At 36.3% G+C, this 13,155-nt stretch carries 13 protein-coding genes; 10 read left to right on the top strand and 3 right to left on the bottom strand.

Annotation, left to right across the window (positions count from 1 at the left end):
• Window positions 1-22: 22 nt before the first annotated feature.
• Window positions 23-664: a uracil-DNA glycosylase gene (locus EG342_RS23500; RefSeq protein WP_103293087.1), complete on the top strand. Its 642-nt coding sequence runs from the start codon at window positions 23-25 to the stop codon at window positions 662-664.
• Here the strand turns inward: EG342_RS23500 and EG342_RS23495 are convergent.
• The 3 genes from EG342_RS23495 to EG342_RS23485 form a co-directional block, all read right to left on the bottom strand.
• Window positions 651-1,160: a hypothetical protein gene (locus EG342_RS23495; RefSeq protein ID WP_103293086.1), complete on the bottom strand. Its 510-nt coding sequence runs from the start codon at window positions 1,158-1,160 to the stop codon at window positions 651-653. The genes EG342_RS23500 and EG342_RS23495 overlap by 14 nt on opposite strands.
• A gap of 15 nt (window positions 1,161-1,175) precedes the next feature.
• On the bottom strand, window positions 1,176-1,667 hold the full coding sequence (locus EG342_RS23490) for a DUF456 domain-containing protein (RefSeq protein WP_103293085.1): 492 nt from the start codon (window positions 1,665-1,667) through the stop codon (window positions 1,176-1,178).
• 77 nt (window positions 1,668-1,744) lie between these two features.
• Window positions 1,745-2,929: a carboxypeptidase-like regulatory domain-containing protein gene (locus tag EG342_RS23485; RefSeq protein ID WP_246008691.1), complete on the bottom strand. Its 1,185-nt coding sequence runs from the start codon at window positions 2,927-2,929 to the stop codon at window positions 1,745-1,747.
• Window positions 2,930-3,202: 273 nt separating this feature from the next.
• Between EG342_RS23485 and EG342_RS23480 the strand changes: the two genes are divergently transcribed.
• The 9 genes from EG342_RS23480 to EG342_RS23440 all read left to right on the top strand — a co-directional run bounded on the left by EG342_RS23480 (window position 3,203) and on the right by EG342_RS23440 (window position 13,066).
• Window positions 3,203-4,471, top strand: coding sequence for a mechanosensitive ion channel family protein (locus tag EG342_RS23480; RefSeq protein ID WP_103293083.1), 1,269 nt, complete (start codon window positions 3,203-3,205; stop codon window positions 4,469-4,471).
• Window positions 4,472-4,643: 172 nt separating this feature from the next.
• Window positions 4,644-5,363, top strand: a complete 720-nt coding sequence (locus EG342_RS23475; protein WP_103293082.1) for a pyridoxine 5'-phosphate synthase — start codon at window positions 4,644-4,646, stop codon at window positions 5,361-5,363.
• A gap of 109 nt (window positions 5,364-5,472) precedes the next feature.
• A complete protein-coding gene (locus EG342_RS23470; RefSeq protein WP_103293081.1) occupies window positions 5,473-6,252 on the top strand; it encodes an alpha/beta fold hydrolase in 780 nt (259 codons plus the stop codon).
• Window positions 6,253-6,367: 115 nt separating this feature from the next.
• Window positions 6,368-6,586, top strand: coding sequence for a microviridin/marinostatin family tricyclic proteinase inhibitor (locus EG342_RS23465; protein ID WP_103293080.1), 219 nt, complete (start codon window positions 6,368-6,370; stop codon window positions 6,584-6,586).
• A gap of 85 nt (window positions 6,587-6,671) precedes the next feature.
• Entirely contained in the window at window positions 6,672-7,628 is a 957-nt protein-coding gene (locus EG342_RS23460) for an MvdC family ATP-grasp ribosomal peptide maturase (RefSeq protein ID WP_103293079.1), read from the top strand.
• Window positions 7,621-8,625 (top strand): MvdD family ATP-grasp ribosomal peptide maturase, encoded by a 1,005-nt coding sequence (locus tag EG342_RS23455; RefSeq protein ID WP_103293078.1) that lies wholly within the window; start codon window positions 7,621-7,623, stop codon window positions 8,623-8,625. Before EG342_RS23460 ends, EG342_RS23455 begins: the two co-directional genes overlap by 8 nt.
• Before the next feature lie 438 nt (window positions 8,626-9,063).
• A complete protein-coding gene (locus tag EG342_RS23450; RefSeq protein WP_103293077.1) occupies window positions 9,064-10,077 on the top strand; it encodes an NAD-dependent epimerase/dehydratase family protein in 1,014 nt (337 codons plus the stop codon).
• On the top strand, window positions 10,074-11,843 hold the full coding sequence (locus EG342_RS23445) for an AMP-dependent synthetase/ligase (protein ID WP_103293076.1): 1,770 nt from the start codon (window positions 10,074-10,076) through the stop codon (window positions 11,841-11,843). The genes EG342_RS23450 and EG342_RS23445 overlap by 4 nt, the downstream gene beginning before the upstream one ends.
• 167 nt (window positions 11,844-12,010) lie before the next feature.
• Entirely contained in the window at window positions 12,011-13,066 is a 1,056-nt protein-coding gene (locus EG342_RS23440; protein WP_103293075.1) for a diphosphomevalonate decarboxylase, read from the top strand.
• Window positions 13,067-13,155 lie beyond the last annotated feature (89 nt).

The raw sequence follows: 13,155 nt of genomic DNA, 5'->3' as shown, positions 1-13,155 counted from the left end.
TTAAATTATTTATTTTTGCATTATGACCTGGACAGAAATTTTAGCCCCGATAAAAAGTACAGAATACTTTACAACCCTTTGGGAAAAAGTGAAGAATGAATATGCAACCACGAAAGTTTTTCCACCCAAAAATCAGATTTTTCGTGCCCTGGAACTCACTTCATTCGACGATGTTGAGGTAGTGATTATTGGTCAGGACCCTTATCACAACGATTATCAGGCAAACGGTTTATGTTTTTCGGTTTCAGAACAGGTTACAGCACCTCCTTCTTTGAAAAATATTTTTATTGAACTGAAAGATGACTTGGGAATTGTAAGAACCTCCAAAGAGCTTGATGATTGGGGAAGACAAGGTGTTTTACTGCTAAATGCAACATTAACTGTTCGTGCCCATTCTCCAAATTCACATAAAGATCTTGGTTGGGAGAAGTTTACCAATTTTATCATCAAAGAAATTTCCGATAAAAAGGAGAATGTAGTTTTTGTATTATGGGGAGCTTTTGCACAAAAAAAAGCCGAACTCATTGATCCGGCTAAGCATTTTATTATAAAATCGGCGCATCCTTCACCCTTCTCTGTATACAGAGGTTTTTTTGGAAGTAAGCCTTTTTCAAAAATTAATGAATATCTTATTTCTAAAGGGAAAAAGCCTATTTCGTGGTAGAACCTGAAGGTTTTTCTTCTTTCTTTATAGTAATTCCTATTTTATATTTTCCGGTAAGCGCTGAGGCTCCACCGTCCGTTTTAGGATAAGGAGTTACATCCTGTAAAGTAATCGTATATCCGTTAAAATCAGCTGATTGATGGTAATCTCTTGCCGGATGATCCATACTGGCCAGATTTAAAGTTATAGGTCGGGTAGCTGTTCCCATTACCTGAACCTGAGCAAGAGCAACGCCGGCCCAGATACAATTGGCTCCTTCGGGGCAGCGGCTGTCTTCCGAAATGCCTGTGAATGTTACATTCATCTGGTATTCTTTCAGGAATTTATTTTCTCCTTCGTTGAGATAGATGATGCCGGCTTTCTGATCCTTAGGCTTTGTCATTGTTGTATTTGCAGACCCTGGAGGTGTATTTTTATCGGTTTTAACTTTCTTTTGGGCATCACATCCTGTTAATGCGAATATTCCCAGACTGAGGATGAAGATTTTATGGAACATAGTTTATATTTTTTGTTAAATAATACTAAACATATTTAAAAGTACTACCAAAAACATTGCCACTCCTACCACAAAGCTGAATCCTGTTCCGTAAATGAATCCGATTAATGCTCCTTTGGTGGATTGCAGTGCTTTATTCATGTCTTTACTGTCATGAAGCATTTCCCCAATAAATACTCCTGCAAACATCCCTACAAGAAAGCCCAGCGGAATGGGAAGGAATATTCCGACAATGGTTCCGATTACAGAACCGATGCTTCCCCAACGGGTTCCTCCGTATTTTCTGTTGGTTTTTGCAGGAATTACATAGCTCAAAACTACAGAAGCTAAAGTAAGAATACCAAATGCCCAGATATAAATCATTGGCAGATCTGCATCTGTTCCGAACTTATAGATCAGAAGTCCGCAGATACTCAGTAACAAACCGGGCAAAACCGGTAAGAAAGTTCCTAATATCCCAATAAATAACAGAATAAGGCAAAGAATATTAATGACTGTTGTATCCATTCTTTAAAAATATACATGCAATATAAAAAAAGTGGCCTTATAAAAAGCCACTTTCAGAATTGTGTTACAAAATTTTATTATAAATTTAGGATTACATATTCAAGAATCGGTCCTGTTTTACCGATATTTCCGCTTGCATGGTTGTGGAATGTGGTGTAATAGATGTTCCCGCTACCAGTATTTCCTGAACATGCTCCCACGTAATCGCCGTGTGCCTGGTGAGCACTCCATGCATTCTGATTAATCGTAATGGTGATATTATTACCGCTTGATGTATGATGACAGATCGTCATATGGTTATTGTTTGAAGCCGTTCCTACTGTGATTTTAGGGGCGTTTTTATTAGTATACTTATTGGTTCTTATCATCAAAGGTTCATTCCCTTTTTGTACCAATACTTCCCAGAATAAAGGATCATGGTATTGTATTTTGTCCCACAAAGGCTGATCATACTGAATATCCAATGTATTAAATCCTATTGAAGCAGCCATAGCAGTATTGGAAATGCTGCAATTATCATACATCCCGATAGATCCACTATTAGTAAAGCAAACCTGCGTGAAATCTATAAATCCTGCACCAGGACCACAGGACAGAACATTTCTGTCTCCGCCTACCAGATAGGCTGCAGCCCAGTCTGAGGTATAGATGCTTCCGCCGTTCGTTATAAAAGTAGAAAGATTGGCAAAAACACTAAGGTCATTACCCGGCGTGTTGGTTCCTGTTTGTGTAAAATTACGTGAACCGCAATTCAGGAATATAATGTCATATTGGGAGATAGTGTTTAAATTTTTTAAATCATGATAGGAAATCTCTGTCGCAGTATACCCAAGATTGGCAATAATAGTTTCTATTTCATCATAACTGCCCTCTACATAGGCTATCTTTGCAACTTGATTCAGTTTTGAATCTTTACCGGCTACACTGGTTGTTTCATTTCTTTTTACAGTAACCGGAATTTCGGTTCTGAAATTAAGACCATTACCTGTCTGGATGTGAAGTGTGGTATTTCCTTCAGGAGCCGTCAGACTGAATGTGCCATCGGCATTGGAATAGGTGTGGTAAACTTGATTTTTATTATCAACAGTGAATACAATTGCACCACCAATTGGTTTTGTTCCGTTCTTAGCAAATACTTTACCTTCTACCGTTCCGGTTGATATTGGTTTAGCGTCTTCCGGAGTGATTGTATCATCCCCTCCTTTACAGTTTACTAAGAGCACAAGTGTGCAGAACATGAGGAACAAATAATTTTGTTTCATATTTAATTGATTTTTATGGGTTTAGTTTAAATCAAATGTAATAAATATTTGGTAATAAATGCATAAAATTGAATTATTTGTAAAATATATTATCAATTATGTTTATTTGTTTTTTTGATTTTTTGTTTATAGTTAGTGATTTTGATTAATTTTTTATTCTGTTGTGTTTTTGAGAAAATATTTTTACCAAATATCCTCCGATGAATATCTTTTGGGATGAAAATTGATTGTCAATAATAAAATCATGATTCTTAATTTCATAAATTTGCTGTAATGAATGACCAGTTACAAGAAACTAAAAATTTTATACAGGAGCTGAGCGAGCAGCTTTACATTTATATATCCCGGATTTCACCAGCCGGACTGGACTGGGTTTTTCATATCATCGTCAAACTTAGCTTGCTGCTGATCCTTCTCTTAATTACAGATTTTGTTTTTAAGTTCATCATTAATTTCATTTTTCGGTTATTTCATAATCAGGAAAAATTTCCGATTTTAAATTCTATTTATCAATCTAAAATAACCAACTCTGTTGCGCATTTTGCCGCACTGATCGTAGTCGGATCCATACAAGGATCGATATTTCCTGAAAATGCACTGCCAAAAACAACGATTTTTATTATAAGATGTATTAATCTTGGATTAGTATTGATACTGGCAGGAATGCTCTACAGATCATTGAGTGCTTTTAGAAATTATTTTAGCATAAAACAGGATTTCTATAAAATCATGGCACTTAATGCCATTTCAGAAACCGTAAAAATTCTGGGACTTTTTATATTTACTGTTTTAGGAATCTGTGTAATTTTCGGAATAAAAGGAACTACTATTGTTGGAAGTTTGGGAGCTATAACGGCAGTTCTGGTACTCGTTTTCAGGGATACTATTTTAGGGTTTGTAACCGGACTGCATGTGGCGACTTCCAAAAATTTAAAGGTTGGAGACTGGGTAAGTATTCCCAAATATACGATTGAGGGAAATATTACAGAGATTAATCTTTTAACCACAAAAATCACCAATTTTGATAAGACGGTTTCAACAATTCCGACCTATGACCTGATGACCACGGAGATCAAAAACATGCAGGTCATGTCTGAATCCAATACCAGAAGAATTAAGAAGTCCATTTATTTTAACATCAATTCTTTTAAGTTTTTAAACGACGAAGATATTGAACGTTTAAAGGAAATTAATTTGATTTCAGATTATCTTGAAGAAAGAACTATTGAAATCAGAAAAGAAAAAGAAGGTCTGGAGCATAAGGATAAAGTTGTGAATGGAAGACAGCTTACCAATATCGGAGTTTTCAGATATTATGCCCAGAAGTATATCGAAAATGATCCTGATGTCGATAAAAACGGAACAAGAATGGTTCGCCAACTGGAAATTACACCTCAGGGCCTTCCTCTGGAGATTTATTGCTTTGCCAATGATTCCAAATGGGAAAGGTTTGAGCAGATTCAGGCAGATATTTTTGATCATTTGCTGGTGGCTTCAAAAGAATTTGAACTGCAGGTAATGCAGGTAAGTGTTAAAGTATAAAACCGAGAGTTTAAAAAGGAAGGCAGAAAAGCTTTCGCTCTTTTCAAGAAATTATAAATTAAATTTAAAATGATAATGAGTTTAGAAACCCTAAAAGAAGTATGAAATCCGGATTGAGTTCCAGATTTAACATTCGGGCTTTTAAACTGTCTATCTAACATCTGAATATAAAATGACAAAACTAAGCGTAAACATTAATAAAATTGCGACCTTAAGAAATGCAAGAGGAGGTGAAACACCAAGTGTCACAGAAGCAGCAATAAAAATCCAAGAATTTGGAGGCCAGGGAATTACCATCCATCCAAGACCTGACGAAAGGCATATTACAAGAAAAGATGTCTATGATCTGAAACCATTGGTTACGACTGAGTTTAATATTGAAGGAAACCCGCACCAGAGTTTTATTGATATGGTGCTGGAAGTAAAGCCCGAGCAGGTAACTTTGGTGCCTGATGCGGACGATGCTATTACTTCAAATGCAGGCTGGGATACTAAGAAACATCTGGATTTTCTCACTGAAATCATCGCAGAATTTAAAAATGCAGGCATTCGTACCTCTATTTTCCTTGATCCTTTACCGGAGTTGGTAGAATATGCAGCGAAAACCGGAGCTGACAGAATAGAATTGTATACTGAAGCATACGCAAAAGACTATTTGAGCAACAAAGAACAAGCGATAAAACCGTATTATGATACCGCTGTTGCAGCAACAGAATTTAATTTGGGAATCAATGCCGGGCATGATTTAAGCTTAGATAATTTAAAATACTTTGCTGATAATATCCCGAATCTGCTGGAAGTATCTATCGGGCATGCTTTAGTGTCTGAAGCGCTTTATATGGGATTGGAAAATACGGTTCAGGCTTATTTGAAGAGACTGGCAAAATGGTAATAATATGAGATTATAAGTTGGTGAAATTTCTCTCCAGCCTCTCATATTCTCCAGGAATTGTGCGGGTCTTTGTGATTTTACTTCTTATCTCTCATCTAACTTCTACAATATGGAAATTTTAAATTCAAAAATATTTGGCGAAAATCAATCCGCCACACCACTCCTGGTATTCCACGGATTATTTGGAATGCTTGACAACTGGGGAAGCTTTGGAAAAGATCTGGGAGAATATCTTCCGGTGCATCTGATTGACCTTCGAAACCATGGAAGGAGCTTTCATTCAGAAAGTATGTCACACGATGATCTGGCAGATGATATTGCTCATTACATGGATCATTACGGGATTCAAAAAGCTCATGTTCTGGGACATTCTTTAGGAGGAAAGGCTGTGATGCAGTTTGCGATAAGATATCCGGAAAAAGTTGAAAAGCTGATTGTGGTGGATATTACCCCAAAAGCTTATCCTCCGCATCATCAGGGCGTTATTAAGGCGCTGGAAAGTGTAGATTTTAATACGGTAGGTTCCAGAAACGATGTAGAAGCCGTTTTGAGCCAGTATATTCCCGAGAGATCTACGATCCAGTTTTTGACGAAGAACCTGTACTGGGATGATAACAAAAAACTGAAGTGGAGATTTAATCTTAAAACATTATCCGAAAAATATAATGAATTTGTCTCCAATGCCATAAAATTCGGTGTTTTTGAAGGAGAAACTTTATTTATTGCCGGAGAAAAATCCAATTATATCTTACCACAGGATGAATTCGGAATTAAACAGCAATTTCCAAAAGCAAAAATTGTTACCATAAAAAATGCAGGACATTGGGTACAAGCTGAGAATCCTGTTGATTTTGCGGCAGTTGTTAAGGTGTTTCTTGGAATAGGTTAATTTTATTCTTGATATTTTGCTATTATGTTAAAATTTTATTAAAACGATGGATTATTTCTCCATGAGTTGAATTTTTTGTACTTTGGTTTTATCAAAAAAATAAAAATATTAACTTATGGAAAACAACAATTCAAAGAAAAAACCGTTTTTCGCATCATTCTTAGAAAAACAAGTGAAAGATCCTGAAACTGTAAAAGGAGGAACAGATATGTCTATTCCGGAAAGAGATGCTATTACAAAACCGCTTATAGATACGGTAACAACTCCGCAAGCAGATTTACAGCATACGATGAAGTATCCTTCTGACGGTGATGAAGATACTGCTCAACTATAATATCAGCACTGTTTAGTAATATACAACAACATTATAGTAAGGGAAACTTAGACATTAAGTTTCCCTTTTTAATACAACCGGCAAAATGATTCTCTGCATCACCCATTCACAGGATTTTTATAATATTGATATTTTTTTCGAATACCTTACCTCTCAAAATATTCCATATTTCAGGTTGAATTCTGACAGGCTGAATCATCTTCAGAAGATCAGTGTGGATGAAAATTCATTTGAATTAACTGATGAATGCGGTAATACCATTCATTCTGATACCATCAAAGGAGTCTGGCACAGAAAAGCCTGGAAAATAAGCATTCCTGAAGAACTTGATCAGGAGTATGAAAAGATTTTCCTGAACGAATATGGAAGTCTCCGATCTAATCTGATCACGGTCTTAGAAGATATTCCATGGATTAATCCTTACGAAAATGAAAAAAAAGTGGATGGAAATAAGTTGTTTCAGCTGAAAATAGCTCACAAAAATAACCTTACGGTTCCTCAAACTATTTTTTCTAATGATGAAGAAAAAATAAACGCTTTTTTTTATCAATACTGCAAAGGAAAAGCGATTGCAAAACTTCATGGCGTAACAGCAAAAACAATGAGTGGGGAAAACATGATTTCCACAACAGTTATTGAGGAAGAATCCCTTGAACATCTTTCGGATATTGCCTATTGCCCGATGATTTTCCAACCTTATATTGAAAAAGAATATGAATTGAGAATTGTCTATGTAGATGGTGATTTTTTTACCGGAAAGATCAATAACAGTGAAAATGCCGACTGGAGGCTTTCACGTGAAGGGTATTTCTGGTCAGCCTACGAATTACCTGAAGATATTAAAATAAACCTTACCTCGATGATGAAAGAAATGGGACTGTATATCGGAGCCATCGATATGATCAAAGGAAGAGATGGGAAGTATTATTTCCTGGAAGTCAATCCGCAGGGAGAATGGGGAATGTTACAGAAAGAACTGAACTTTCCCATCGCAGAAAGAATTGCCGATAATCTTATTAAAAGAATTAATTTCCATGAATAAAATTTTAATTATAACCCATACTTTAGATAATTTTTCCATTGAAAAAGTAACAGAGTATGTTGAGCAAAATAACTATGAAGTCATCCGTTTTGATGTTGACCTATACCCGTTACAAAACAAATTATCAACTGTTTTTCAGGATGGAGAATGGGTAAGCATTCTTGAAACAGCAGATAAAAAGTACCGTTTAGATGATATTTCTGCAGTTTGGTACAGAAGGGCTTACAATATCGGAAATGGATTGAAAGAGGAAATCGAGGGTAAATTTTATGGCGCTACAATGGGTGAGATCCGTAATACACTTTTCGGGTTTATTGAATCCGTTGATACTTATTCATTAGGGAAACCAAGTGTTTACAGAAGGCTTGACAGTAAGGAAGAACAACTGAAAGTTGCCCATAAAATAGGACTTACCATTCCTGAAACCTGTCTTACCAACAACCCTGAAGAAGCCAAAAAATTTATTGTAAAACATCAGAATGTTATAGCCAAAATGCAAACCGGTTTTGCGATCTATGAAGATGGGGTAGAAAATGTAGTATTTACCAATGTGGTAAGTGAAGATAAACTGGAAGAACTGGATTCTCTTTTATATTGCCCGATGCAGTTTCAAAAGATGATTCAAAAGAAAAGAGAGCTTCGCATTACCATTGTCGGCAGAGATGTATATGCATTCGAAATCGATTCTCAACAGTCTGAAGATGCAAAAGTAGACTGGAGAAAAGATGGCATTAATCTGATTGATAAGTGGAAAAGAACAGAGCTTCCAGAAGATGTTGAAGAAAAGCTGCTGGAATTGCTGGATGTTTACCATGTAGATTATGGTGCTATTGATATGATTGTTTCTCCTGAAGATGAATATTATTTCATTGAAATCAATGCAGCAGGAGAATTTTTCTGGTTAGATAACCTTACGGAAGGAAATATGATTTCTAAAAGCATTGCAGACGTTCTTTGTGACAAAGCTCCAAGAAGAAATAATATGGTAATGGCTTAATAATAGTCATTTTAAATATAGAAGTCCTGATGGTTTTTAACTTAAAACTTTCAGGACTTTTGCGTTGAAACCACCCCGTCAAAAATTCTTTGAATTTTCGCCACCCCTCCGGAGGAGGGGAATTCTTACGTCTTCAACTATAATATAGGTGAAATTAGAGATGGTGAGAATACTTAGTGGTAACTTTATATGTGAAAGTTGAAACCTAGACCTTATAATCGTCAAAATACTTTGTGAATTAAAACGTAGATATTTTGTCTTCCAACTTCATTTTTTGTGATTTCAGGAATGATAATATTGGTTAAATTAAATTGAATTATGCTTTAAAAATCGCAAATTTGCAAAAGCAGTTTTTCAAAGGAACTTTTGCAGGAACCTGAAGAATTGCCGGATAGAAAATATTGTCATATTTTAGTCAGCAATCAAGTAAAATAATTAATGGTTTTTGTAACGGGCGCTACCGGAATCCTGGGGAGAATAATCGTGCTGGAGCTTCTTAAAAGAGGTAAAAATGTACGTGCTTCCAAAAGACCGGGTAGCAATTTAAACGAAGTAAGGCATTCATACAGCTTTTATACGGAGAATCCTGACGATTTTTTCAATAAAATCGAATGGGTCGATGTGAATTTTGATGATTCTGATTCTTTACAGACTGCGTTAAAAGGCGTAGAAGAAGTATATCACTGTGCCGCAAAAGTAAGCTTTCATCCGAAAGATGAAAAAGAAATGTATCATACCAATATCAAAGGTACAGAAAGCTTGTTGTTTGCCTGTGAAGGATCTGAGGTTAAAAAATTTCTGCATGTAAGTTCTGTCGCTGTTTTAGATAATTTTAATGAAAAAGGAGAACTGGATGAAGATTCTGATTTTAATCCAAAATTAGAGCATTCGGCGTATGCTATTTCCAAACATTTATCTGAAATGGAGGTGTGGAGAGCTTCCGCAGAAGGGTTGAATGTCATTATTATCAATCCGGGAATGATCGTTGGAAGCGGAAACTGGAGTCAAAGTAGCGGAGAACTTTTTTCTACTTTTGAAGATAATGGTTTTACATTTTCCGGAGGTTCCGCCTATGTGGATGTAAGAGACGTTGCAAAAACTGCCATTGAGCTGATGGAAAATAATATTTTTGGAGAAAGATTCATCATTGTTTCCGAAAACAAAAAATTTACTGAACTGGCCAAACAAATCAGAACACGATTAGGCCTGAAGGATGCAAAAGTACTTTCACAATCAGTATTGAATATCGGCAGATTAGCCAATACTCTTTTCGGATGGCTGATCCCCAAATTAAAAATGGTTACAAAATCCAATATAGAAGCAATATCTTCATTCAATACCATTTCCAATCACAAAGTCACCGAGAAGCTGAACTATCAGTTTATTCCCATACAAGAAAGTATCGACTTTCACCTGAACAATTATATTAACGACAAAAAGCTGAAGAAATGAATCTTGCAGAGGCAATTATCCTTAAAAATGTAGAAAAGCACCCTATAAAAGCTGCTATTGGCTTTAAAAAGAAAGATGCAGCGTGGAAAGAGCTGAGTTGGAAGAAATTCAGTGAAATTATCTTTAAAACGGCTAATGCATTAAGAAGTTCAGGGATTCAGGATGGTGATAAAGTAGCCATTTATTCGGACAATTCATCAGAATGGATGATCGTTGATCTGGCTGCTATGGCGATCGGGGCGATTACTGTTCCCATTTATTCAACGAATAACGCCGAGCAGGCAGAATATATTCTTAGTGATTCTGAAGCGAAAGCGGTTTTGGTGGGTAATCAGGCTCAATATGATGCTTGTCTTGAAATTTTAAATAAAGAAAATAACCGTCTTGAAACCATTATTGTTTCTAAAAAAGCAGTGTGGATCAAGAAAGAATTCAATAGTTTTTACCTCGAAGATTTTATAGCAAAAGCTTCCCAGGAGCTGGAAATCTGTAAAAAAGACAATGACGATACTGCAACACTGATCTATACATCAGGGACCACAGGTATCCCAAAAGGAGTAATGCTTACCCATGGGAATTTTATCAAGGCTTTTGATTCTCACTTTGAATTTTTTGAATTTAAAAAATTTGAAGAAGAACTTTCCCTTGCATTTTTACCATTAAGCCACGTTTTTGAAAGAAGCTGGAGCTTGCTTTGTCTCTATGGAGGGGCAAGGGTTTATTTCCTTGAGGATCCGAAAAATGTAGCCAAAGCATTGGAGGAGGTAAAGCCAACTGCTATGTGTACGGTTCCGAGATTTTTTCAGAAAGTCTATGCAGGAGTTTTGGAGAAGGCAGAGGAGGGATCATCGTTCAAGAAAAAAATATTCGATTGGGCTTTGAAAACCGGATGGGAAACTGCAGAGTTGAGACGAAATGAAAGACCAATTCCATTGGGGTTAAAAATAAAAGAATCCGTTGCGGATATGTTGGTATTCAGCAAAATCAAAGAAAAAATGGGTGGAAGACTTTGGTTTTTACCTTGTGGTGGCGCTTCTCTGTCACCTGAAGTAACCCGGTTTTTTGAATCTGTGGGCATCCACATAACCGTTGGATACGGATTGACAGAAACAACCGCAACATTAACGCTGTTCCCTTTAACTCATTTCGAGCATGCAACAAGTGGAAAGCCATTACCGGGAGTAGAAATCCGTATCGGAGAAAACGATGAGATCCAGGCCAGAGGAAATGGGATTATGAAAGGATACTACAACCGTCCTGAAGAAACTCAGAAAGTATTTACTGAAGATGGTTGGTTTAAAACGGGAGATGCCGGTAAATTTGACGAACATGGAAACCTTGTCATTACAGACAGAATTAAAGACCTGATGAAGACTTCCAACGGAAAATATATTGCCCCGCAACAAATCGAAAACCTTCTGACCAATAATAATTTTATTCAGCAGATCATGTTGATTGCCGAAGGCAGACAGTTTGTTTCCGCTCTGATTGTACCGAACTTTGAATTTTTACAGGACTATATTAAAAAGAATAATATTCCTTTCACCAATTGGGAAGAAGCTGTAAAAAATGACAAGGTGATCAACCTTTATAAAGAAAAAATAAAAGAATTACAAAACCACCTTGCCGACTATGAGAAAGTGAAGAAATTCACCCTGATGCCGGCAGAATTTGACATCAATACCGGAGAAATCACCCCGACATTGAAGGTTAAAAGAAATGTGGTGATTAAAAAATATGCAGATATCATCGAGAAGATGTATTAATTAACTTGTAAACCGTACAGTACATATTAAGCTTTGCAAAAATCTCCAATTCTTACTAATATATAAGTTGAAGACGTAAGAATTCCCCTCCTCCGGAGGGGTGGCGAAAATTCAAAGAATTTTTGACGGGGTGGTTAAAAAAGAAGTTGTATTACCGAAATTAAGCTATGACAACACAATTTATAGGAAAAGAGAATTTTACAATCCATACTCAAACAGTTACAGAAAGCTGCCCATCTAATATTGCTCTGATAAAATATTGGGGGAAATATGCAGACCAGATTCCTGCAAATCCAAGTATTAGTTATACATTGAATCATTGTAAGACCAATACTTCGATGGAGTTTATAGCAAATGAGCCTTTTTCAGTGCAGACTTTGTTGTCAGGAAATGAAGAAGTGAAATTTGCTGAAAAAATAGAAAAATATTTCAGAAATATAGAACAATATCTTCCGTGGATCTTAAAAGGAAGATATATCATCAGAACTGAGAATACCTTTCCGCACAGCTCAGGTATTGCGAGTTCTGCGTCAGGATTCGGGGCAATCGCAAAATGTTTGATGAAGCTGGATGAAACATTTACCGGAGAAATTTCTAAAGAAGAATCTTTGAGAAAAGCCTCTTTTTTATCAAGGCTAGGAAGTGGAAGTGCCTGCAGAAGTCTATACAACGGACTTATTGTCTGGGGAGAAACTGATGAGGTTGAAGGAAGTTCCGATTTGTTTGCAGTACCTTATCCTGAAACGGAAATTCATGAGATCTTTAAAAATTTCAATGATTGGGTTTTATTAATTCATGAAGGTCAGAAAAGTGTATCCTCTACAGTAGGACATGGCTTGATGAATACAAATCCCTATGCAGAAAGGAGATTTCAGGAAGCAAGAGAAAATTTTGTTCCAATGAAAGAGGTTCTGAAAAGTGGCGATATGGAACGTTTTATAAAACTGGTCGAACATGAAGCGCTTACTCTCCATGCCATGATGATGATGAGTGATCCTGCTTTTATTCTGATGAAAACAGGAACATTGGAAGTGATCAACAAAATCTGGGACTTTAGAAGAGAAACTGGACTTCCGCTATTCTTTACCCTGGATGCCGGAGCTAACGTTCATCTTTTGTTCCCTGGAAATGATTCTGAAGACCAGATCAAAGCATTTATTGAAGCTGAATTATTACAGCACACGCAGAAGAATGGAGTGGTGAAGGATGTGATGAGGTTTTAAAAAAATAACATATATAGAATAGGAGCGGGCTTTGGCCTAGTGGTGGTCGGAAGATTTTTTCTTCCGATTTTCATTTTTGGTTACTTAAG

It is taken from the genome of Chryseobacterium lactis, assembly GCF_003815875.1.
GTDB classification, from domain to species: Bacteria; Bacteroidota; Bacteroidia; order Flavobacteriales; family Weeksellaceae; genus Chryseobacterium; species Chryseobacterium lactis.
This window is presented reverse-complemented; position numbering and strand designations above follow the sequence as displayed.